The 23,264-nt window shown below is 58.9% G+C and carries 22 protein-coding genes; 14 read left to right on the forward strand and 8 right to left on the reverse strand.

What is annotated here, in order from left to right; translation table 11 throughout:
- Positions 1-138 precede the first annotated feature (138 nt).
- The 6 genes from AC0L2F_RS17245 to AC0L2F_RS17270 all read right to left on the reverse strand — a co-directional run bounded on the left by AC0L2F_RS17245 (position 139) and on the right by AC0L2F_RS17270 (position 6,471).
- Positions 139-1,635: a glycosyl transferase family protein gene (locus AC0L2F_RS17245; protein WP_063993700.1), complete on the reverse strand. Its 1,497-nt coding sequence runs from the start codon at positions 1,633-1,635 to the stop codon at positions 139-141.
- A 3-nt stretch (positions 1,636-1,638) separates the two neighbouring features.
- Positions 1,639-2,826, reverse strand: coding sequence for a non-hydrolyzing UDP-N-acetylglucosamine 2-epimerase (gene wecB, locus AC0L2F_RS17250; RefSeq protein ID WP_063993699.1), 1,188 nt, complete (start codon positions 2,824-2,826; stop codon positions 1,639-1,641).
- Between the two features lie 219 nt (positions 2,827-3,045).
- Positions 3,046-4,065: a hypothetical protein gene (locus AC0L2F_RS17255; RefSeq protein WP_473249169.1), complete on the reverse strand. Its 1,020-nt coding sequence runs from the start codon at positions 4,063-4,065 to the stop codon at positions 3,046-3,048.
- Between the two features lie 894 nt (positions 4,066-4,959).
- On the reverse strand, positions 4,960-5,334 hold the full coding sequence (locus tag AC0L2F_RS17260; RefSeq protein WP_027516161.1) for a VanZ family protein: 375 nt from the start codon (positions 5,332-5,334) through the stop codon (positions 4,960-4,962).
- 518 nt (positions 5,335-5,852) lie between these two features.
- Positions 5,853-6,032, reverse strand: coding sequence for a hypothetical protein (locus AC0L2F_RS17265; protein WP_063993697.1), 180 nt, complete (start codon positions 6,030-6,032; stop codon positions 5,853-5,855).
- A gap of 154 nt (positions 6,033-6,186) precedes the next feature.
- A complete protein-coding gene (locus AC0L2F_RS17270) occupies positions 6,187-6,471 on the reverse strand; it encodes a hypothetical protein (protein WP_063993696.1) in 285 nt (94 codons plus the stop codon).
- Positions 6,472-6,933: 462 nt separating this feature from the next.
- Between AC0L2F_RS17270 and AC0L2F_RS17275 the strand changes: the two genes are divergently transcribed.
- The 5 genes from AC0L2F_RS17275 (at position 6,934) to AC0L2F_RS17295 (ending at position 13,986) form a co-directional block, all read left to right on the forward strand.
- On the forward strand, positions 6,934-7,206 hold the full coding sequence (locus AC0L2F_RS17275; protein WP_156526831.1) for a hypothetical protein: 273 nt from the start codon (positions 6,934-6,936) through the stop codon (positions 7,204-7,206).
- Between the two features lie 1,478 nt (positions 7,207-8,684).
- Positions 8,685-10,151 (forward strand): undecaprenyl-phosphate glucose phosphotransferase, encoded by a 1,467-nt coding sequence (locus tag AC0L2F_RS17280; protein WP_473249170.1) that lies wholly within the window; start codon positions 8,685-8,687, stop codon positions 10,149-10,151.
- A 247-nt stretch (positions 10,152-10,398) separates the two neighbouring features.
- Complete coding sequence (locus AC0L2F_RS17285) at positions 10,399-10,731, forward strand: H-NS histone family protein (RefSeq protein ID WP_027516165.1); 333 nt, start codon at positions 10,399-10,401, stop codon at positions 10,729-10,731.
- Between the two features lie 817 nt (positions 10,732-11,548).
- A complete protein-coding gene (gene gspD, locus AC0L2F_RS17290; protein ID WP_473249171.1) occupies positions 11,549-13,558 on the forward strand; it encodes a type II secretion system secretin GspD in 2,010 nt (669 codons plus the stop codon).
- 68 nt (positions 13,559-13,626) lie between these two features.
- Positions 13,627-13,986, forward strand: a complete 360-nt coding sequence (locus AC0L2F_RS17295; RefSeq protein ID WP_473249172.1) for a hypothetical protein — start codon at positions 13,627-13,629, stop codon at positions 13,984-13,986.
- Between the two features lie 16 nt (positions 13,987-14,002).
- On the opposite strand, the gene AC0L2F_RS17300 is transcribed toward AC0L2F_RS17295, so the two are convergent.
- Positions 14,003-14,932: a hypothetical protein gene (locus AC0L2F_RS17300; RefSeq protein ID WP_473249173.1), complete on the reverse strand. Its 930-nt coding sequence runs from the start codon at positions 14,930-14,932 to the stop codon at positions 14,003-14,005.
- A 143-nt stretch (positions 14,933-15,075) separates the two neighbouring features.
- Here AC0L2F_RS17300 and AC0L2F_RS17305 point away from each other — a divergent pair, with 143 nt between their 5' ends.
- From AC0L2F_RS17305 to AC0L2F_RS17345, 9 genes are all read left to right on the forward strand, one after another.
- Entirely contained in the window at positions 15,076-16,857 is a 1,782-nt protein-coding gene (locus AC0L2F_RS17305; RefSeq protein WP_473249174.1) for a GspE/PulE family protein, read from the forward strand.
- A gap of 9 nt (positions 16,858-16,866) precedes the next feature.
- Positions 16,867-18,114, forward strand: coding sequence for a type II secretion system F family protein (locus AC0L2F_RS17310; RefSeq protein ID WP_473249175.1), 1,248 nt, complete (start codon positions 16,867-16,869; stop codon positions 18,112-18,114).
- On the forward strand, positions 18,111-18,548 hold the full coding sequence (locus tag AC0L2F_RS17315; RefSeq protein ID WP_473249176.1) for a GspH/FimT family pseudopilin: 438 nt from the start codon (positions 18,111-18,113) through the stop codon (positions 18,546-18,548). The genes AC0L2F_RS17310 and AC0L2F_RS17315 overlap by 4 nt, the downstream gene beginning before the upstream one ends.
- A complete protein-coding gene (locus AC0L2F_RS17320; RefSeq protein ID WP_473249177.1) occupies positions 18,548-18,994 on the forward strand; it encodes a type IV pilus modification PilV family protein in 447 nt (148 codons plus the stop codon). Before AC0L2F_RS17315 ends, AC0L2F_RS17320 begins: the two co-directional genes overlap by 1 nt.
- Positions 18,991-19,635, forward strand: coding sequence for a prepilin-type N-terminal cleavage/methylation domain-containing protein (locus AC0L2F_RS17325; protein ID WP_473249178.1), 645 nt, complete (start codon positions 18,991-18,993; stop codon positions 19,633-19,635). Before AC0L2F_RS17320 ends, AC0L2F_RS17325 begins: the two co-directional genes overlap by 4 nt.
- Positions 19,636-19,717: 82 nt before the next feature.
- The gene (locus AC0L2F_RS17330) at positions 19,718-20,830 is read left to right on the forward strand and encodes a PilN domain-containing protein (RefSeq protein ID WP_473249179.1); all 1,113 of its coding nucleotides are present in this window, start codon (positions 19,718-19,720) and stop codon (positions 20,828-20,830) included.
- Entirely contained in the window at positions 20,827-21,426 is a 600-nt protein-coding gene (gene gspM, locus AC0L2F_RS17335; RefSeq protein ID WP_473249180.1) for a type II secretion system protein GspM, read from the forward strand. Before AC0L2F_RS17330 ends, gspM begins: the two co-directional genes overlap by 4 nt.
- Positions 21,423-22,040, forward strand: a complete 618-nt coding sequence (locus tag AC0L2F_RS17340; RefSeq protein WP_473249181.1) for a hypothetical protein — start codon at positions 21,423-21,425, stop codon at positions 22,038-22,040. Before gspM ends, AC0L2F_RS17340 begins: the two co-directional genes overlap by 4 nt.
- Entirely contained in the window at positions 22,037-22,666 is a 630-nt protein-coding gene (locus AC0L2F_RS17345; RefSeq protein WP_473249182.1) for a prepilin peptidase, read from the forward strand. The genes AC0L2F_RS17340 and AC0L2F_RS17345 overlap by 4 nt, the downstream gene beginning before the upstream one ends.
- Positions 22,667-22,688: 22 nt before the next feature.
- Here the strand turns inward: AC0L2F_RS17345 and AC0L2F_RS17350 are convergent, their stop codons facing one another.
- On the reverse strand, positions 22,689-23,093 hold the full coding sequence (locus AC0L2F_RS17350; protein WP_473249183.1) for a VanZ family protein: 405 nt from the start codon (positions 23,091-23,093) through the stop codon (positions 22,689-22,691).
- Positions 23,094-23,264 lie beyond the last annotated feature (171 nt).

A 23,264-nucleotide genomic window follows, 5' to 3' on the forward strand; every position in this document is an offset into this window, starting at 1 on the left:
CCCTGAGTTGCAGCTAGCGGCCATCGGAGTCGGTATCGTACTATTTGCCGTGCGCCCGGTGTTGCGACTGGTACTCGGACCCACCGAGCAGACCTGTCCGCTCCGGCGTTCGGCGAATCGTTCCGCCCTCCAATACAGCTAGGACGTACCCGCCCCGCCCGGGAGCTCGCTGTCCGAAGTGGGAAGCTCCAACTCGCCCATCTGGATGGGATAGGAATGTGAAGTCTTGTCCCACACCAGAGGCCGGCCGGAAACGCGGTGGCTTGTATAGATGCGGACAGCGCGCCATGTGGCAAAGAAATTGACGAAATTCCCGACGATGAGCCGTGGCGCCGACATAAGAGCATGGCGCAGATTGTAAATCATGCCGGTGAAGATCATGCGGTTCAGCAACCGCCATATGAGGAAGCCGAACGTCATCCAAAATAGCGTCTTCGCCCAATCTGACGACAGGATGGTGTAAGAAAGTTCGTTATTGGGATCGAGATACCAGCGAAAGGCTTCGAACAAAATCAAATTCGCCATGGCGAAGTAGGCAAGCATGACCGCAGGACTGGTGATCACGCCTTTTCGGTCGCGCGCCAGAAAGTATTTCGTGCCGAACTTGCCCTTCCAGCCGATTTCTTCGGTTCCCTGAAAGACGATCCCCAGCAACCATCGGGCGCGCTGCCGGTACGCTGCTTCCAGCGCGGAGGGAAAGAATTCACGCGTTGCGATCGGAAGGCTCCGGTGGAGGATGCCAGGATTGCCGGTATCGATATCGATGTCGATGGCGTACTTCGCCGGGTAGGCGATGAAGGCGGACTTGAAACCAAGCTCCGAAACGCGAAAGGCGATGTCGTAGTCTTCGGTGAAGGACGTGACGCGGAACGCTTCGCCCTGGTTCTGGTCGACGAGATGAAGCATCGCTTCGCGGCTGAAGCAGGCGGACACGCCCGCGCAGGGGATGACGCCGGAGATGCGTTGCCGGACCTCGAGGTCTTTGGTGTGCATTTCCGCAAACTCGTCCATGTAGATGCCGCCGATCAATGACAGAACGGGGCGAGAGAACGAATAGACCGGCAGCTGAACGAAATCGTAGAGATCGACGAGCTTGTTGAAGAGCTTCAACTCGAGAGGATGAATGAGATCCTCGGAGTCGTGCATGACGACCCCGGCAAACTGGATCGATTTCTCGGCCTCGAACATGAAGATGTCCGAGACAATCTGGTTCAGGCAGTCTGCCTTGCTGGTCGGACCATCCCGGGGTACCAGGACCATATGAATGTTCGGATAGAGGCTCTGCGCCTTTCGGATCTCATCCTGGGTCGGCGGATCGTTGAGATAGACGCCGACGAAATAGTGAGCTTGTTGGTAGCGAAGCAGCCGGGAGTTTGAAGACAGCATGGAAAAAATAACGTCGTGCTCTTTCCAGCATGGGATCATGATCGCGATTGGCCGCTCCGGCAGCTGCTCGAGAAGCTCTACGTCGGGCAAGTCCCTGGTTCTCGTGATGCCGAACAGCCGCCCGGTCCAGTACAGCACATCCACCACGAGATCGTCGAAGCTGGACACAACAATGATGATGCCCGCCACGAGCAGCATGATCTCAACCGAATAAAGATACCACGGAAGATAGGCGGTCAGATTGGCCATGAGTCAGGATGCATGCCGAAGAGGAGCAATTGTTGCTGGTTTCTGGTCCTGGCCAGTCACGAAATACCGGTAGAGGACCTCGACGATTCGGCGGCTGGCGTGCCCGTCGCCATACGGAAATACGGAGCGCGCCATCTTCGTATATTTTGCCGGCGTTTTGTTTAGCTCGTGGAGCGACTTGAAGACTGCTTCGCGAGAGGTCCCCACGAGCTCTACAACGCCCGACGCGACTGCCTCCGGACGTTCGGTGACGTCCCTCAGGACCAGGACCGGTTTGGCGAGGGCCGGAGCCTCTTCCTGCAATCCCCCACTATCCGTCACGACGCACCAGGCATTCTGGATGGCCGCGACCATGGCCCGGTAGCTGAGGGGTTCAACGAGGTGAATCCTAGGGTGACCAGAGAGAACCTCCATGGCCGCCTCGCGGGCGTTCGGGTTCGGATGGACAGGGAAGTAGACGCCAACATCCGGGGTGAGGTCGACAAAAGCTCTCACTGCCGTGAGAGCGTCCCTCAATCTCGTGCCGAAATTTTCTCTGCGGTGCGCAGTAAGCAGTATCATGCGTCTCGCCTGAAACTCCGGCGGGGCAGGCGGCCTGGTGGCGGCGATTTCCAGGAGCGAGTCAATCACCGTATTGCCTGACACGAACACCTTGTCTCTCGGCACGTTCTCATTGATCAGGTTTTGAGCCGCTGCCGAGGTTGGGGCGAAATGTAGCGCTGACGAAACGGCGATTGCGCGCCGATGAAATTCCTCAGGGAAGGGCGCGTCGAGCTCGGGGGTCCGCAATCCGGCTTCAATATGAACGAAGGGTGCCTTTCGGTAAAATGCGGCAACCGAGGCTGCATATGCCGTGGTTGTGTCTCCCTGCGCGATGACACAGTCCGGTTGTTCGCTTTCGAGAATGCGATCCAGTCTGCCGAGAAGTCGACTTGCGGTCTGCGCGGGGCTAAGGGAGGTCCCACGGTGCCGGATTGCAATGTCAGGTATGAGTCCGAATTCGGCCAGTGTCAGATCAAGCAAGTCGCTCTGTTGACCGCTGGTTACGACCCTGACGTTGGCCCATCCTGTGCCGCGCAGGCGCCGGATAACCGGCGCCAGCTTGATGACTTCCGGCCGGGTGCCGATGACGACGAGAAAGGTTCGAACAGGAATAGAACGCGTAAACTCGTCCCGATGCGGGAGATGCATGTCCGAAGCCCCAAAATCGACTCGCCAGTGCGGTCGACACGCCGCACAAGGCCGAATTATCTGTCGGTATTTAGGGGAACCAGCTTAAACGGAGCCCGCCCTTCAGACAAATGATGTTTCGGCAATCATGAAGGGAAAACAAAGCATTGGCAATACAGGGTAAATGTTACCCGAAAAATGAGCACGCCGGAGGGGAGCAGCTGGTGCCAGACGAGCGGGTTATACGGTTGCCGAATCGCGCCATACACTGGCCTCATACCCGTCGATGACTTGGCTCGTGTGGGTAAATTCTTCGAGCTGACGCAGGGGCTCGATAACTTTTCGGGCGATCAGGACTGTGTTGGGCTCGGCGTGCTTTTGCATATGGCCGGCCACATCGATGACCCTGTCGGAAATGGTCTCCAGTGGGGTCGAGTCGTCGAAATAGACGAGACCGGCGTTGACGCCGCAGCGGACAGAATAATCGGCCTTCGAAATCTTCACGTCCCGGTTGAACCCCTTGAGGCTCTTGATCACGTCCTTGCCGGCCTGGCACGCGTCCTCCACGTGAGCAAAGCAGGCCATGACCCCGTCAGGTGTCCAGGCCGTCTTCAAGACACCGCGGGCCCGGAATATGCGCTCCACCAGCTTTCGGTATTCGGCAAAGTCGTACTGAACCGACGCGGGATCCTCGCCGGCTTTCATCTGGGCAGATCCGACGACATCAACCGCCAGAAACGCAACTTCTCGTCCGAATGAATCGAGTTTTTTCTTCGTTTCAGCGAACACCTTCAAAAGGTCTTGCCGGTTTACCGCGTTATCGCTTTCCGCGACTCTCAGTTTGCTCTCCAGCTGCTTGTCGAGGGCGGAGCCCGGTTTCACACCCTCCTTCTCGCGCCACTCCTGCGCAGAGGCTCTAAGCAGGCCGCGGTTGAACGAGTGCTGGCTCCTTTGAGCCAAAGATCCAACCGTGAAAGTAACGAGGATCGCCAGGCCTATCAGAATCCAGTCAGATCGATCGGCGCCGGCAATGTTCGTCGGTATGTAATGATGAAGGAGCGGTGATGCCTTCTTGAGAATAAGGTCGCGCGCGTCCAGCAATGTTGCCGAGAAACTGGCCCCCTTCGGATTGTCAAAAAGAAGAAAAAGCTTGGGAGCGAGCAGCGTAAGCGCGAGGGCGAATGTCGCAATTCCAAGCAATCGCCGTGCTGTGAAAAGAAAACTCACAACGAACGATTTCCGCGCTTCCCTATAGACCACTTAATCATCTCCAGAGCGACCCAGGCGATGCGGGTCCCGCCGGACTATAGCCCGCGTGCGACAGCGGGCGCAATTGCCGGACAGCATCCATCCGGGATGATGCTTTCGAGACTCGCGCAGCTAGCCTGAGAGTTCAGTGAAGTTGCATTGCATGAGGCGTCACCGTCAATCCGGCGTTTGGCTGGCGAAAGTCGGCCGGGGTGGTCGGTGAAGTCGGCGGTGTGGCACCTTGTCGGCGACTTCAGACCGGGACGCCGTCACGGATAAGGGCGCTTTCGTACGATGCGCGTCCCTGTGTGATCTCTCAGTTCGATGCACTCGACGTCCGGACAAGTGTGCAATGAGGCACGCCTCCGTGCGGATCACAAGTGTCAGCTTGCTGAAGGCCTTGAATGGCGCCGGCCATTGATCGGGTGACGGCAAGGCGATCGTGCAGTTCGTTTCAAAGCCGACGTGGAAGACTTCTTCCCGATGGTCGATGCGATTGAGGTCCGCAACACCCAGGCTCGGGGACGGCGGTGCTCAAACAGTCCAGCTCACTTGATACCGGGGATTGCGTCGCGGTAGTCGCGAAGGATTTCAATCCCCATATGGAGATCACCTGGGACTATAGGCCTGCTGTGTAGCTGCTTTACCCGAGCCCTCCATATGGGCCGTGCTCATTTCTGGCTTCGCGGGCACCAGCTTGACGGCTTATGGGCGCAAGTCGAGGCCAGCATTAAGGGCCATCTGATCCGTGATCAAGGTTTGATACTGGGCGGCCTTCGGGCGGCTTTTGCCAGCCTGCAGGCGCGGTATAGCAATTTGGCCCATCAAGGGACGCGGAGGGCCACCCGCTCCTCGGCCGATGCTGGCGGCAAACCGGACATCCCAGTGCGAGCCGTTTGATGGCGCCTAGCCGAGACGAAAGACGCGACGGAAAACCTTTTCGGCGAGAAACGAGACGAAAAACCCAACCCAGCCACCAAGCGCTTTTTCCAGTGTGTCGATCAGGCGCGGGTCTCGATCTGGAACGACGAACTGCGCAAACTCGAGTCCAACGATAATCCCCAGGATAGAGATCGCGACCAGCCTTGGGCGATCAGGGACTGAAAGCCGAAAAAGGAAGCCGAGTACGGCGTAAGCGCAGAACCGTTCAAAAGCTGTGATCAGCTCCGTATCGGTGTTGACAAGAGTTGGCCTCGATGAAAGCCGGGACAGGGTCGCAAAAACAATAAAGGCAAGCCACCCGAGGGTGGCGAGGCGCAACAGGATTCTGGCTGCTCGCATACGACGTGAAACTCCAACGAAGTCGGGGTGCGATAAGGCAGGCGCACTCTGTTGGCCCTAGCCGCAGCCAGGAGGCTCAGGAGCAGGCCCGTGCTGGTAAAGGGGGCAACCTGGCAGTTTACGTTGCACCCGAAAGTGATCGGAGAAGCGAAAGTGGGAAGCACGCGTAAACAGCCCGGCAAGGCTGTATTTGCCTGCATTGTTCGGCCCGGAAGGGGCCGGCGCGCGCAAACCACAAGGCCGGCCGAAGGCTTCTGCTGAACCACCTGAAAAGGTGATTCGCTGTGCTCAATATTGGCCGCGCAGCTTGACATGGACAGGTTCTGACCGATTGTCGAGCGTCCGTGGGAGTTTGGTCGACGCCAGGCTATTGCTTGTCAAGCCACGCGTCGATCCTGGGTTTAAACGCGACAAAGGACAACGAGAAGCAGGCACCAAGCACAAAGCAGATGGATGCTATCGAAATCGCACACTCCTGTTCCGCCTGGGTAGACTCATGTGCTGCCAAGCAGGATTGTTTATTCGAATAACAAGGCAGCCAGGTAGCCGATCGGTTGCCATACCAACCAACCAATCGCGGCAAGCCAGACGACAGTAACGACGACCGCACTTGCACTGAATACCAGAGGGAAGACCAGGTCGGAACGTTTGCGGCTCTCAATCGCCACATCACTTTGATCTGCTGTCTTGTCGAACATTGGGGTTTCTTGACCTTCGACTGCGGCTGTGGCGTTGACGTCCGGCTGCTTACTGGATTGTCTGCAGATGCAAAGTCGCATCTTTTAGCTCAGCCGCCGCTCGATTCGCTGATAGCTCTTTCACCAGAGCTATGTGCTTGTGGGGGACGACCGCTCATTCGAGGCTCCGGACGTGCGGCGACCTCGCCCAGCCGCTGTCCACGGACCCTCTGAACAGGTTCTCAACCATCGTGTTTTCCTCCGGCCGTTCGATACGCGTGCAGAACACGGCGTGCCGCTCGATCTGCTGATACAGCTCTTCGGCGCGCTCTCTCGCCTTGTCGATGGCGGGAGGGAAGCCCAATCTGTCATGGGTGAGCGCTTCATCCCGCAGGCTTTCGTACATGCGAACGATGAAGTGGTCCGAGGGTCTTTGAATGACATCCGCGCGCTCCAGCAAAAGGTGGGCCGCCAGACCTGGGGGCGTTGCTGGCGGCCCATGCCGGACAGTTCAAATCGTGGTCTTCGGGGATCGACCTGGGGGCAAGACCATCCGCGACCGGCGCGACAAGCATTAGCCGGGTGCGCCCCTGGTCTCAAGGACAGGTTCGGATTAACCTCACTTCTCAAGGTTAAGGGAGATCCCGTCTCCGTTAGCGACAAGGCAGGACGCTCAAGGCCGTCTCTGCATCAGTGGCGCGCGCCGCCCGCACGTCGTATCGGCACAAGCCCTCCGGCAAGCAACGCGCGGAGACCAGTTGCGATGGCCAGGTTGAGCTCGATCATTGTTTGCAATCCCCATCTCTGTCGGCAGTATTCTCGATACATCGCCAGCCGGTGCCGTTCCCAAGTACGTGATCGGGCTTGCGGAACGAAACCGCCGATACTGGCCTATCCCTGCAACAGCTGTCCGGAGGGCAAGATGTCCCGCTTCACCACCTGGGTCATTGCCGTAATGTTGGTCTCTACACCTGCGCTGGCGCAGGTCGATCTGCGACAACCAAACGGGCCCGTTGACTTGCGTGTCGATGGACGTCCGAACAAGCGCGAGGGCTTGCCGCCGAGCGCCTCCGATAAAGGTAACAGCAGTCGTCAGAACTCGATTTACCAGAGCGATTGCGCCGAAGTGGATCAGCTCAATCCAAATGCTCGGCCGCGCTATCAGGATAGAGTGCGCCGAGCCTGCGACCAATGAAAAGAAAGACCGCCCGAGGCGCTCTCTGTAGTTGTTGATGAGCAATTGAGATCAGGCAACAAGCGGGCCTGCTTGCGACCATGTCAGGCTGGAAAGCGTACACCATGAAAGCCGGAGAGCATCATCGACGAGGTTGATGGTTCAGGCACAATCAATGTGCCTGACGTATAGCTCGTCACTCCGGCGTATGGATCGTCAGTTGCCGGCAGATTTCCGCAAAACTGAAGCTGGATGCTGAGTTGGAAAGTAATCGCCTGCGACGTTACCGAAGCCGACCAACTTGACCCCGTGATTGGTACCGCTGTTCTTGAACAGGGTAGGAGGAAAGGTCCGAAGGCGTAGTGATCACCGGACGGGCTCAAGATACCTCTCACCAAGCCAGGCGTCGGGTTGAGGTTTGTCGCCAAGCTAAATTCAATCCGGTCCGGAGTGTGCCCTGCTCCAGTTGTCGCGTCGAAGTGGGCTCGTGATTCTACCGAAGGGTCCCTTGAGAGTGCTTGAGAACCCGACGCCTGAGAACGCAATTTACAACCGCACTCTCTGACAGGTCCTTTTCATGGGACCCCTGATCGGTTCTTCAGCCCGATTTCGCTATCGACATCCCGATTGCCCCTGCGAGGATCGAAACGCATCCAGCCAGGATCAGCCAATGACCGGTCTGCAGTTCTGCGAAGTAGCTCATAAATGCGCCCACGAAGACAAAAGACCATTCGGCTCTATGGTTGCGGGCGAGTCAATCCGGCACGGAAGCAATGACTGCCACTCCGTGCTGCTTGATTTCTCAGTTGGTTGCACTGCGATCATCGAATCGGCCAAGGTCTCGCCTGGCAGTGGTGCCCGCGTCGGAGGGATTCGCGTTGCTGGTCATGGTGGCACCAGTGCGAGGCATTCACGATCCTTCTCATGTTTGCGCAATGCTGGTTCATTCTCCGGCACGGCCCGGTAACTCTGTTCCATGGCTTCCAGGCTCCGGGCGGCCAAAACAGAAGTTGACCCTTTTGGGGACGGATCCATACGCATGTCGTTTGGAAGCCGACCCACAGGGCTTCTCGGCTCATATTTGGTGCCGAGCGTAAGTCAGACTGTGGGGAACCTGGTTGAGCAGGCACGGGCGCTCAATCCAGGCATGCGGCGCTCAGGAAGACCGGGCGGCGGTGATGACCAACCCATCCGACAAGGCCCTCGTCCAACCTGACGGCGAATCCTTCAAAGAGGTGGCGCCCCTAACGGGGCGGGAGCAGGACGATGACGCCGGAGTGAAGGTGCAGGAACGTGCTGGCGCACAACAGCCAGTGCAGCGTCGTCCTGCCTTAACCATGCTCGGGGCAGAGAGCCGGCGCCTAAATTCATGTTGCGCCGCACAGGCAACGAGCCTAAGCTTAAAATTGCTAACAAAAAGTTATTGGGACGTTTGTCAAAAGCCGATTTTTGTGGTTCATCTCCCTGATTAATTTGCCGTTAGAATTTGGTGAAGTTTGATGTCGATTGGTTCGGATATTCGCGAGAAAGAAGCGCGTCAGGTCGACCAGGCGCATGTCCAAAAGGGAACAATCTGGTCGTCGGACTTTATTCCCTACGCATTGTCTACCTCGGACGCGCTCATCATCATTCTGGCGAGCATTGGTGGTGGAATAGTCTACCATCTTGCAGCGGGCAGCCCCGTACCGAGCCTGCTGCCGTGCTGTGCGGTCGGCCTCATGGCTGCATTCATCTATATCCTGCGTATGAGCGGGATCGGCTATTATGACCTGCCCGACAGCGCCAAGCCCGGGGTCGAGATCACGGAAATCCTCGTTTGCTGGTTCAGCACCGGAATCCTGCTGGCGTTCTTTGCCTTCATCCTGAAAATCGGCGGAGATTATTCGCGCGGCGCCTTCTTCGCTTTTTATCTGGTGACTCCGATCGGTCTCCTGGCTGTCCGCAAGGCGACCAAGACCAATTTGGCGTCGGCTGTTGCGAAGGGGGGAATCAGACGCAGGGATGCAGTCCTTGTCGGTGATCAGAGAGAGCTTCTTGCCCTTGCCCCGAGAGATCGCCTCGCGCTGTTCGGGGCAACGGACGTCAAAGAGTTCTTGTTGAGCAGCGAGCCCGATTGCGACAAGCGGCTGGCTGCCGACGAAGGCGTTTTTGGCCAGGTCGGGGCCTTTGTTCGTCGCAACAACTGCCGGGAGGTGCTTCTGGTGCTCCCCTGGAACGATGACGCGCGAATTGAATTTGCGCGGGAGAAAGTCAAGAACTTACCGGTTTCCTCGCGGTTGCTGCCGGATTTGCACGTTCGATCGCTGTCCAATTTCGTGTCGTCGGCGCGTCAACGGGTGCTCGCCGTCGAAATCCAGCGTGCGCCGCTGAGCGCGGTCGAGCGGGTCGTCAAGCGTGCGATGGACATCCTGGTTGCTGGACCGGCTCTGGCTGCACTGCTTCCGATTTTTGTTCTCACGGCGATTGCCATCAAACTGGACAGTAAAGGGCCGGTCATTTTCCGTCAGCGTCGAAAAGGCTTCAACGGCAAAGAATTCGTAATGCTGAAATTCCGCACTATGAAAGTGCAGGAGGATGGTCCAGTCGTGGTTCAAGCCAGTCGGGAGGATCCGCGGGTGACGCCGATCGGGCGCTTCCTGCGGGCCGCCAGCATCGACGAACTCCCGCAATTGCTCAACGTTCTTACGGGTGAGATGTCTCTGATCGGTCCCAGACCTCATGCGCTTGCCCATGACAGCTATTTCGAGAGAATCCTCGAAGACTATGCCTTCCGGCATCATGTCAAGCCGGGGCTGACGGGGTGGGCGCAGTGCAATGGCTCTCGGGGCGCCACGCCCACCGTGGAGGCCATCGCCGAGCGCGTAAAACTCGATCTTTGGTACGTCAACAACTGGAGCCTTTGGCTCGATGTCCAGATCCTGATCAAGACCTTTTTCGAGGTTGCCCGAAAGCGGAATGCCTATTAGCGCGAGAATTGCGTGCGGATCGCAACTGCAGGATTGCTTTCCCGCGGTGACATCAATTCGCCAATAAATTATTCTTAGCTTCTTTCTTTCAATGGCTTGCACTTATTCCATGCCGCGAAGTACCAACTTTGCGGGGACGGAAATAAATCGCGCTTGGAAAAATGTGAAAAAATGGAACATCATTCAACATATCGAATCATGATGTGCCGAGTTCACGCAGCGGAAGCTGCTACGCTACGACGGACGGATGAAGAAGCCCAATCTGGAAAGCATGTCGCTGGATGAGCTCTGGCAGCTACACGAGGAGCTCAATGAGCTCTTGTCGGTACGGCTGAACGCCGAGAAGCGAGCTCTTGAGAAGCGGTTGGCGCAGCTTCGTCGTGAGAATGAGGCCGCCAATCCGCCCGTCGCTCCCTCTTCGCGCGAACGACGGCCTTATCCTCAGGTTCACCCCAAGTATCGCAATCTGAGTGCTCCCTACGAGACATGGTCGGGTCGGGGAAAGCAGCCGAAATGGCTCACGGCCGCCCTACGGGCCGGCCGCTCGATCGACGACTTCCTGATCTCAGGCCGCCGCTAATTCGGATCTGGAATTGATCGCGCCGTTGCAGCGCTCCATTCAGCAAGGAGGAGGCCCCAGGTGAAACTCGTTATGGCCCTGATCATCGGCCTTGCCTTGCCTCAGCTCGCGCAGGCATCGACGGAAGATTTCAGCCGCGCGAAGCTCCGGCTCGCCGATGCGGCAAGTGAAGCTTGCACGGCCAATTGCGACAATCAGAACGCTGCATGCAAGCGGGTCTGTCCGACCACCCTCGGCGCTCCATGCTTCGCGTCCTGTGACAGCCAGGCGCAGGTCTGTCGCCAGAGTTGCCAACCCAGGTAAGATCTACCGGGACCCCTGCTCGGTTATTCGGAGCTACGGCAGTCTCGAAGCCAATCTGACCGTGCACTTTTGCGCCTCGTCAGAAAGCTTCTGTGCAGCCCTGCCGTCCCGAGAGGACCGGCTTGAGGCAGGATCAGTCTGGTTCATTCCCGGCACGCTGAAACCCGCCGCCCGGGATCCCGGGGCCGGAACGGCTTTTACGTTGGGTTAACCATGATGATTTACCAGTTGTTTACGCTCGAATTCCCGCGCGTGCGCATTTTTATGTTCGGAGCTTGCTTTGCCGATGTCTCGTGGCCCCCTCACGGGTTCTGTGGTTTGCCTGCTCGCAAGCCTCGTCGCCGGCTGTGGCGCCCCGGGAATCATCAGTCCGACGCTGAACGTTCAGCCCAGGTTATCAGGCCAGCCAGTATCCTTCGAGGCGAACGCCCAGGATCTGATGCCGACGGGTGCCATTGCGCTTCCGTCACCCTCATCCAGGGCAGTCGCCACCGTTGAGGGTGGCGATGGCCGGATGATCGGCTCGGCAGCGGCCAAGTCGAGCTCGGTGGCTGCCAATGGCAATGTCGTCCTCAATCTGGCCAACGTTCCCTTGCAGCAGGCAGCCAAGACGGTTTTGGGAGATCTCCTCGGCGTCAACTATGTAGTCGACCCCCGGGTCGACGGGGTTGTTTCGGTCCAGACCAGTAACCCGGTCTCCAAAGCGGATGCCCTCGAGATTTTCCAGACGGCCATTGCGCCGATCGGCGCAGTGTTGGTGCAGAACCGTGGCATTTACCGGATCGCTCCGGCCGACCAGTCTGCGACCGGGGCTGTAAGCACTGTCCGCGATGCTACCAACAGTGCGGTTACCGGCAGTGGCGTTCGCATCGTCCAGCTGAAATACGTCGCCGCCACGGAAGTGGCGCGCGTGCTCGAACCGATGGTGCCAAAGGGAGCTATTGTGCAGGCCGACGATGGGCGCAACATCATCGCGCTGAAGGGCTCACAGGCCGAAATCGACAGCATGCTCGACTCGGTTTCGATCTTTGACGTTGATGTGATGAAGGGCATGTCATTCGCAGTCGTACCTGTCAGGGCAGCTCAGCCTGAAAGGATGGTCGACGAGCTGAAAGCGGTATTTGCCTCTGACAAGGAGGGCCCCCTGAAGGGGAGGGTGCGGTTCATCGCCAACACGAGGCTCGGTGCAATCCTCGTCGTGACCTCGAATCCAGGTTACATCCCGCGCGCGCAATCATGGATCAGGCGGCTTGATGCCCGCGCCAGCGGCACAGAACCGCAACTTCACGTCTATCAAGTCCAGAACCGGACAGCCGGTGAACTCGCCGGAATCCTTCAGTCCATGTTCTCGCAAGAGATGAAGGTCGTGCGCCCGACAAGCCGCAGCGTCGCGCCGAAATCGAAGCAGATCTCCTTCGGAAGCGATGCGAGCAAATCCTCGGCGACCGGCATCGGCGCTTCGGACCTCACCATGCAAGCAGGATTGGGGAAAGCGGCAGACACAATGGTGGCATCGCGCTCTTCAAACGGCGATCCCGACGGAGCGTTGGCTGACATGGTGGACAACAACACGGCATCCAGCACGGGCGCTGAGCCAGTGATGAAGATTGTTGCTGACGACACCAAGAATTCGCTACTGATCATGGCCAATGAGCGCGACTACCAACGCGTGCTGCGCGTCGTGCAGGGTCTTGACGTGGTGGCGAGCCAGGTCTTGATCGAGGCTGTGATCGCGGAGGTGACCCTTAATGATGATCTTCAGTTTGGGCTGCAGTGGCAATTTGCGAAGAATGGAACTCCGACCGCAACATTCTCCAATGCTCTTACCGGCGGCGTGGCAGCCGCGTTCCCCGGTTTCAACTATGCCATCAACACTGCGAACATAGCGGCGACCCTGAGCGCGCTGAACGCCCTGACTCATGTCAATATCATCTCCACACCGTCTCTGATGGTGCTAGACAACAAGACGGCGCGCCTTCAAATCGGCGATCAGGTTCCGATCACGACGCAGACTGCGACGAGCACGGTTACCGCCCAGACAGCAATCGTGAACTCCATCACGATGCAAGATACGGGCGTGATCCTCTCAGTGACCCCGCGCATCAATGAGAGCGGGCGGGTACAGCTCGATATCGAGCAGGAAGTCAGTAGTGTCGTCAGGACAACGACGTCGAATATCAATTCTCCCACCATTCAGCAGCGACGGGTCAAGACGACGGTTGTCGTGAGCGACGGTGAGGTCCTGGCGCTGGGCGGCATGATCCAGGACAGCGCCAGCAAAAGCAGCAACCAGTTGCCGATCCTGGGAGACATTCCGGGGGTTGGTGCGTTGTTTGCAAACAAGAAGGACGCGGTTGCGAAAACCGAGCTCGTCATCTTGATCACGCCGAAGGTTGTTCGCGACGGGACCGAAAGCCGGCTGGTCACCGAAGAATATCGCCGCAAGATGAATGTCTATATGCCGCACGCCACAACGCGCCAGCGGGCGCCCCTCAATACCGCGCAGCGCCTGGTGACGCCGTGATACGAGGCGGTCGCCTGGTCTCCCGGTTGGTTAGCGTTTGCGCATTGCCGTATCTATTGGCCGGTTGCGTGACCAGCCAGCCTTACGTGATTGATCCGCCGCCACCCTATATGCTGTTGCCCGTCGATGAATCCATGTCCTGCAACGCGATCGCGGGCTCGTTCCGCTTCTCGGTCAAGCGCGCTGCTCGCCTCGAATACTGGCTCGCGGCAGGATCGCTGGCGGGCTATGATTCCGACCGGTTTCCGCTCGATGCACCAAAGCAGTTGACTGACGAACGCCGGCGGCTGGATGCTCTGACCGATCTTCAGCGTACGAAAGGATGTACGGTGCTCGAGCCTGGTCCCGCTGTAGCCGAAGAGAGAGAGCGGCTGGAAGAATCGGCGAGAAACTCCAGGTCTCAGGCCGTTCTTCGGTCAAAGGGTTGAACGTCCTGTGTCGGCTTTATAGCTTGAAGCAGGTCTGGACCGGGCCGCTGTTCGTCAGTTGGCTTGCGGCGGCGGCTGAGATTATGTCGCCACGTCGCCATTCGCGGATGAGGTAGGGTTGAGTGGAGGCTACTCCAACTGACACCAGAGCTTCCCGAATGTACCGTGACCCGTCGATTGCGCGGATGTCGACCCGAACAGTGAAGCTCCCGGGCAGGGTCGGGCGTCTGGCTTCGGCCTGCCCCGGATTGAGGCCCATCAGCAGGCGCAAGGCTGGTGTCATCACCTCTGGCACAGGCTCTACCCGGCCCGATAGAGTAGTTGTGTAGCGGATTGCGGAACGGAGCAATGCGGGCGACATGCCGTCGATCTGATCCAGCTCCAGGATGGTCGAAAAGCCCAAGCGTTTTACGTCGTTCGGCGCGTTCGTTGGTGCGGTCTGATTGCCGGTGAGCGGGGTTTGACTAGCGGTCTCTTTGTGCTGGAGTGACTTCCGGAAATTGACGACGTTCTGCGCAATTCTGCCTCCGAGCGACTTGTCCCCTGCTACCGCCACAAAGAAACGCTCCAGGGTCGGCAGCCCGGCGGCATTGATGTCAATCTTGCCAACCTCCTCCTCGACCACTATTTCGGCCTGCTCGCCTCCCGGCATTCGGCATTTCTTTGGAAAGCCGGTATCCGGCGTCGGCGAGAGCATGCTTGCGATGGAAAAATTCACGGCGCTTTCTGCAGCTGCAGCCGATGAGAGCACCGAGCCATCGGCCAGCGCGGTCCTGGCGCGATAACGAGCGCCAACGATCACGGCCGCGCCGAGCAGTGTGAGGAGACCAAGACCCCAGATCACCGTAATCAACGCGAAGCCGCGGCGCCCGCAGGAGCCGAAGGGATGGCTGTTCGGGACTTCGCGACGATGCCGCATGCGGCGACATGCAGGCGCAATCGACATGGACCGTCCTTGCAAGGATTGACCTCGTTCGCCGCATCGATTGCGAGTTCGTATATGAAAATGGCAAATAAAGTATGAAAAGCCTTAATTAACAAAATCGTTCTAGCGTGTGGATGGCCGGATGTCAGGATCTCCGAAAACCCATGCTCGCCCATGCACAGACATTTATATGCGAGGAGTCGCCGCCGACGGGTTTGGTCAATGTTCCCAAGCCAAAGGAGGACGGCTTCGCCGATGCGTTCTCAGCGCTTCTGGTGCGCGAAGGCCTTGTCGATGCAGGAGCGATTGCCCGGGCGAGGCGCGCTTCGGAAGCCGCTTCCGAGCGCCTGGATATCGTCATGGTGAAGCTCGGCCTGCTTTCGGAGGCTGATCTCTGTGGTGCATATGCTGCTTATTGCGGGCTCAAGGTCGTGCGATCGTCCGATGTCCCGCCGCAGCCGGTGCTGGCAGATCGCCTGAAGCTCCCTTTCCTGAAGACCAGTCGCACATTGCCGATATCGACTTCCAACGGGGCTCTACTGCTAGCAACTGTCGATCCGTTCAACGAGGAGGCGCACAGAGCGATCGGCTACATGCTTGGCCGGAAGGTGGATCTCGCTGTCATCGCTCCCGCGGACATTGAGCGCGCATTTCGCAAGCTCTACCAGGATACTGGTGCGCAAGCATCCGGCGACGATCAGGGCATTGTTGCCGCCGGCGTAGCGGACGGAAACGAGATTGACGTCGAACGCTTGCGTGACATCGCCAATGAAGCGCCGATCATCCGTCTGGTGAACCAGATCATCGCAGGTGCAGTCGAGCGTGGAGCGTCCGACGTCCACATCGAGCCGGGACGGGACACAGTTCTGGTTCGAATCAGGCTTGATGGATTTCTACAACAAGAGCGCGTTGTGCCATCGACGCTCAAGGCGGCACTGACGACACGCATCAAGATCATGGCAAGGCTGGACATAGCCGAGCGTCGATTGCCCCAGGATGGGCGTATCAAGACCGCAGTCCGCGGAACCGAGATTGACGTGCGCGTCTCGACGCTGCCGACGGCGTTCGGCGAGAGCCTTGTCCTCAGAATTCTCGATCGGACCAGGGTCGAACTGGATTTTTCCAAGCTCGGTCTCGATCAAGACATTCAGGCGGGGCTTCATCGTCTCATGTCGCTGCCAAGCGGCATCATTCTGGTCACGGGCCCGACAGGAAGTGGCAAGACGACAACGCTATACACTGCGTTGAACGAGCTAAATCGCCCGGAATCGAAGCTCTTTACTGTTGAAGATCCGATTGAATATCAACTCGGTGGCATCAATCAGATCCAGGTCCAGCCACTGATCGGGCTGGATTTCCCCGCCGCCCTTCGCTCGATCCTGCGCCAGGATCCGGACATCATTATGATCGGTGAAATCCGTGATCTCGAGACCGCCCGCATAGCCGTTCAGGCGTCGCTGACCGGTCATCTTGTATTTTCCACGCTCCACACCAACAGTGCCATCGCCGCGATCACCCGCCTGATGGACATTGGCATTGAACGTTATCTGCTCGCCTCGACGCTCACCGGTGTGATGGCTCAGCGTCTTGTACGCAGGTTATGCCCGCACTGCGCGTGTCCAGCCGCCTATCGCGCCGAGATTACGTCGCGCCTGAAATGGCCAGTTCCGGAAGGTCTTGCAATTGACTGGTCGGGTGCACGTGAGGCCGTCGGTTGCGACGCCTGTCACGGCACCGGTTATCTCGGGCGAACGAGCGTTGCCGAGCTTCTGGTTGTTGACGACGACATGCGGGAAGCAGTTGGCAGACGGAACAACGATCGACGGACCATGATCTCTCTCGCGCGACGTGCGGGTTTTCACACCCTCTACGAGGCCGGCCTCATCAAAGTCTCTCTGGGTGAGACGACGATTGAGGAAGTGCTCAGGGTCTCGCGATCGAGTTAGGAGCATCGCGTGTCCACTTTCCAGTATCGTGCTTATACCAGGCAAGGCGTCGTTACCTCGGGCACGATCGTCGCCGACGAGCTGGATGCGGCGGTCGAGGCGCTCTACAGCGCCGGCCTCACGCCAGTGGAGACAGTGCTTCGCGCGGACAGCCGTTCACATTCGACTACCCCGCTGATTGAACCCGGCAATGCTGGCTTGCGTGGGCGGGGCTCCAGGCGCGTCGGACTGAAGGAGCTGTCTGCATTTACCACTGAGCTTGCGTCACTCGTGAGTTCCGGCATTCCGGTCGATGCTTCATTTCGAGTGCTCGCCGGCGCTGGCGCATCACCGAGGCGGATTGCCCTCGCGAACGGAATACTGAAGGATATCCTGGCCGGCCTGCAGCTGTCTGAGGCGATGGGGCGGAGGCCAGAGGTTTTCCCGCCTGACTACATTGCAATCCTGGCAGGCGGAGAGGCCGGAGGACAGACGGCACAGGCGCTCATGCTGATCGCAGAAATGCTGGCTCGGCGGGTTGAGATCAGAAACAAAATCCGCGGATCTCTGGTCTATCCTGCAATTCTGTTGCTGATGTCGCTGATGTCGATTGCCGTGATCGTCTTCGTGCTCATTCCGAATCTCACGCCGATTTTCTCTGACTCAGGTCTGCCCCTGCCCGGCATTCTGGCAGTCCTTGCCGATCTGCCGGATAGTTGGGCCCGGCTTCTGCTTTGGTGCGTACTGGCGGCGATCGCTGGTTGGATCGCCTGTCGCAGAATAGTCAGTGACGAACAGACGATGAAGAGGCTCGATCATCTCAAATGTCGCCTCCCTGTCGTTGGATCTCTCATCCAGCGACGTGAGGCGAGCCAGTTCGCTCGCTCGGCCGGCAGCCTCGTGGAAGCCCGGGTACCACTCATGGCCGCGCTGCAAACGGCACGCTCATTGGTGAACAATCGATATCTGAGCGCCCGTTACAGCGAGGCAATCAGTCAGGTGCCCGAGGGCAAGGCGCTGAGTCAGGTGCTCGGTGGATCGGGGTTGATTCCTCCAGCAATGATACGCCTTATCGCAGTGGGCGAGGAGACCGGCCAGCTTGCAAAAATGCTCGTCCGCGTCGCTTCCAGCCTGGAAAGTGAAGTTCAGGGCAAGATCGAGCAACTTGTCGGGCTTCTGACTCCGCTACTTACCGTCGGGATCGGGGGACTGGTGGGAGCCCTGATCCTGCAGGTGATGAGCGCAGTTCTGTCCATCAACAATCTGGCGTATCAATGAGGAGGATCGCTTCAGCTTCTGGCGGTTTCTCGCTGATAGAGACACTCGTTGTGCTTTCGATCATAGCGCTTGTCTCGGCCTCTGTCATGGCAGCGAAGCCAAGAACAGCGGCTGCGCGGATTAACGCCGAAGCTCGCTCGATTGCAGCGACTCTCCAGCTGGCCCGCAGCAGGGCCCGGGCTCGAAACGCTGAAATTGTCGTTGGCGTCGATACGCAGAACGGCCGCTTCGGAGCCATCGACGCGATGCGCCAGTTGCCTGCGGGTATGGAGCTGGCCCTGACCGTCGCGGTGACTGAACGACATGGTGCAGTCGGGGGCGTGCGGTTCTATCCAGATGGCCGTTCCAGCGGTGGAGAGATCCTGCTCACTTATCGGGGGCGGACGGAGCGCGTCGTTGTCAACTGGTTCACCGGCGACTCGAGAATCGAGTGATGTCCGCTCGCACTTCTACATACAGTTTGCCCGCTCATGGCAGGCGCCTCGCACCCCAAAGCGGCTTCACGCTGATAGAAGTGCTGATCGCCTTCGTTGTGCTTGCCGTTGGCCTCGGCACTCTGGTGGTTGGAATCACGACGGCTTTGCGGGCTGATGCCAAAGTGCATAACAAGCAGGCCCTTGATCAGATCGCTGAATCCAGGCTTGAGATGGTTGGCCGCGCCGCCCCGTTCAAGAGCGGTCGTCGCGAGGGGCGGATCGGGCGATACCGCTGGCGCGAGATCGTGACGCCCGTTCAGCCCGGTAAACTCCGAACGCCGGATGGAGCCGCTCCAGCGGAAACCCTGTTGACGATGTTATGGGTTGAGATTGTCGTCCAGGATGAGGCAGGAGCAGAAGCCAGGCTGGCCGCTCTCAAGCTTGCCCCAGGACAGCAGCAATGACCCGACTTCGGCCTAAGAGGCTTCGCAGATCGTGTCAGCACGAGTCCCAGCGCGGGCTTACCTTGATCGAGCTTCTGGTGTCGCTGGCGATCCTGACGATCCTCTCGGGCTTTATCGTCGGAGGATTGTCTATGGCTATTCGTGCCTTTGATGCCGACCGACGCAATAGTATCGAAGCGGCGACCAATGCGGCGCGAGAGAGCCTCCGCAGCCTGATCGCTTCGGCCACGCCTGCACCCGGTGCGAAGCAGGCCGGCAGCTTTCTGTTTGATGGACAACAAGAAGAATTGCGCCTCGTGGTTCTGAGTGAGGGGCGCACCTTGCAAGGGGGCTTGCAGGACGTCCGCATTCGTCGCCGTAACGATGAACTGATAGTCGAGGTATTCGGATTGTTGAAAGAAAGCGAGGCTCGCAAGTCGCCGGTTTCCTCGACGACGATCGTCAGGGGCCTGCGCGACATACGTTTTCGCTATTTCGGGGTCGCTGGCAGGGAAGGCGATGCAGTGTGGCGCGACGACTGGATCAAGGCCGCGCGGTTGCCTGCGCTGGTCGAAATAAGCATGAATTTCAGGGACACGGGACGCAACGGTCCCGCCATGATCGTGGCGCTTCGCAACGAAGGGATGCCGGGCGGCTCGTGACCCACGCCCGCGTTACGCCTCGTAAACAATTGGTAAATATACTCGACAGATCGATGTTCGGACTTGCAGGGAAATCAGGCCGATGACCGACGTCTCGGTGAGCAGATTGCAGACCCCGCGTGCGCTTGCGGAGGGGTGGCGGCAATTCACCCATTGGTGGATGGATGAGTTGCGTGAGTGCATGCCAGCCGCCTGGCGTCACGCGTTGCAGGCTCGAAGTGAAAGGCGACTATTCGTCTGGACGGAGGACGATACCGTCGTGTGTCACCTGGTGGCTCCGCCTGGCGTTCGGGAATGCCGCTTCCAGGCAAGTCGTCTGAATCGCCTGCAGCTGGATGAGTGGATCAAGGAATGTGGATGCGCCGGCGATGCCGTACAGGTCGGTGTCGTACTGCAGTCCGATCTTTTCTTCCAGCGCGAGTTCAGGCTGCCTCGATCAGAGCTCGACGCGCTGAAACGGATTCTCGCGCAAGAAGTCGTTCACCGCACGCCGTTTCAGCTTACCGAGATCTGGCATGGTGTGACGCCGGACAAGCCTTCGAATGACGGCGTGGCGGGCTTTCGCCACTGGATCATTCCGAGGGATCGGGCCGGGTCCGAGATTGCCCGGCTGGGTTTTCAGGTATCCGAGATCGACTTCATTGCGGTCAAGCCGGCGACTGATACTCCAATCGCCGTTGTGACCCTCGGAGAAAGCCGGCAGGAGGATCCAGCCTGGGTGTTGCGAGCGACCCGCATCCTTGCGCTCGCTCTGCTGGTTATGACGATGACCGGTATGCTCGCATTCGAGTGGTGGCAGTCAAGGCGAGCGGCGGGGCTCGAGGAAGAACTTTACCAAGCAAAGCAGGGCGTACAACTTGGGCAACAGGGTGCAGGATCGCCTGCGCAACTTGTGGCGCTCAAAGCTGTGCCGGGCAGCCTCGCGGCCTGGGACGAACTGTCTCGTGTCATTCCGGACCATACATTCCTGACGGAAGTCCGGGTTGCCGGGGGCACCATCACGTTATCTGGTGTGTCGTCTGATGCTGCCCGACTGGTGCGGATTCTGGACGGTTCCCGGCTTTTCACGGGAGCAACTCTGGTCGGGCCGATCACGCCGGATGCCAACGAGCAGCGGGACCGGTTTCGCATGAGCCTGAAGCTCCGGAAGGGTGCGGGCCGGATTGCGATGCCGGCGGAGAGGCCACAATCATGACTGGCGCACTACTCCGGCGGCGGCTGATTTTCTTCGGCATGAACTGTGCGATCGTATCGGCTGTATTCTTTGCGATTATGGGCCCAATCGCCTCTCATTTCGCCGAGCGAAACGATGACATCTTGGATAGCGCAGCGCAGCTCGCACAGATCCGGCATGTCGCAGATGAGGCGTCCAGGATCGCCAAGTCCTCTCCATCGGATACTGACCCGTATCTGCCGGGAGCCGAGGAGCGTGTCGCGAGTGCAGACCTTCAGGCCAATCTGCAGGCCGTGGCCGGCGCGAAGGGTTTGGCGGTGCAGGCTGTCCGCGGCCTGGCGGGGCGTCGGGCGGGACAGTGGCGAGCAGTTGCGGTCGGGCTGGAAGTCGAGGGCGCGGCTGCGGCCGTGCGGGAGCTTATTGCCGCGATCGAGACGCAGACGCCGTTCCTGTTTGTCACAGACCTGTCGCTACGAACGCTCGCCGACGGAGACGATATGCGTATGCGCGCAAGCCTGACGGTTGAAGGAGCACTGCGTAGCTCGCCTGCTTCGACCGCCGGACCGCTGTTGACCGAGAACCGGCACGAGAGCGATGCCAAGGCAGCCAACAAATGACCGAGCTGGTTTCCCAAAACACTCGGTGGCAACATTGGCAATCAGCCCTGAGGTCCCGTCTTGAACTGGCGTCCGCGGGTGTTCGCCGGCGTCTGCCGGGTCAAATCCCCAGCCGCCGCGAGCTGAAGTCTTTGGCGCCTCTCAGGCGAGGATTGCTGGTCGGCCTTTCCGTGCTGACAGGGCTCGCTGCCGTTGGGCCGATCCTGGCCATCGTGTCGTTGGAGCTGGCGATCGCCAACCAGTCGGCGTCAGGCGGTGGTAACCGAGCATCGGCGGGTCGGGAGAGCCGGAGTGGCGGAACCTACGAGAACATCCTGCAGCGTCCGCTCTTTTCCAGGAGCCGCCAGCTTCTGGCTGTGGCCGCGCCTCCTGCCGTTGTCCCATCGACATCGACGCGAGCGATGCTCGACCCCAGCGTCGCGCTCAGAGGTGTCTTCATCAACGGCGAGCAAGCCAAGGCGTTTCTGACCTTTTCGGAGAACCCGGTGGGGTTCTGGATCGCATTGAATGAGCAATGGTTGGGCTGGCGGCTCTCCGAAATCAGGCCGAACCAGATTGTGCTCGAGGCTGATGGTGAACGGCAGACCTTGCAGCTGACTGTCCTGGCGAAATGATCGCAGCGCTGCGCAAAACAGCGACGCGGACCGGACACTACCTGGCGCGTGCTCTGGCTTGCCGCGAGCCCTATCGAGACCAGGTAATTGTCGCTTGGCTCCTTGTTGCTGGATTAATCGGGATTCTCACGTCCGGGTCGGCCAATCAGACGTGGGCCATTTATCTGTTGCTGAGCGTGATGCTCGGATCACTTTTGGCAGCTATCTGCGCCATCGACGCCCGTTTTGGCATCATCCCGGATAGACTTGTCGGAGCGCTGGCTGTCTGCGGCTTCGCGGCAGTGTGGCTCCTGGATCTGGGCGAGATAATGTACCGGCTTGCGGAAGTCGTGATCGTGCTGATCGCGATCACGGCTTTCCGCTCGATCTATCGTTGGGTCCGTGGCTACGACGGGTTTGGCTTTGGCGACGTCAAATTTCTCGCTGCCGCTACATTATGGATCGGCTTTGGTTCGCTGCCGGCCCTGCTTTTGATCGCTGTCGTCTCGGCGCTTGCCAGCGCGTTTTTGCTCAGGTCTGCGCGATACGAAGTCGAGGGGCGGCATGCCATTCCGTTTGGCCCCCATCTCGCCGTTGGGCTGTGGCTGGCGTGGGTATTCGATCCGATGGCAACCCTTCCTGGATAAACAAGCAAGCGGCGCCGGGCCTCTAGCCCGAAGGCTTGTTGGCAGATCGAACGAACTGAATCGTCGCGACGACGGCAATGCCGATGCAGCCGGCTACGATCTTCTCGGACGCGTCCATCAGGGTGCCGTGCCGATCGGGAGTTAGTGTTTGAAGCAGTTCAAAAACCACAGCGATGCCGGCTACGATCGAGCATGTCACAAGCGGACGCCGTGGGTAAGCCAGTGCGAACAGGATGCCTAGCATCGAGAAGGCAATCACGTGCTCCAGGTGCGCCCACGTCGCCATGTTCGCCCCGAACAAGAACGGCTTTATTTTTCCGTAGACGACATAGATGAATTGGACCTTGGTCAGCGTCGCATAGCCAATCAGGGACACCATTCCCCAGGCAGCAATTGCAAGCGTCGTCGTGACGATCGATCTGTTCATGCTCCTTTTATGCAGGGCAAAGGGCCAAACGTCGATAACTTTTAGCGATGAGTGCCTCTGGCAGCGCGGCACCTTGCATTGGTCAGTGCATCTTAACAATCGTCTCGCTGGAAGCTTAACCACATCTCAGGCGAGAAGTACTTGCCTGGCCCATGACCAGGATAGACTGAT

The organism is Bradyrhizobium sp. Ken64, assembly GCF_055807555.1.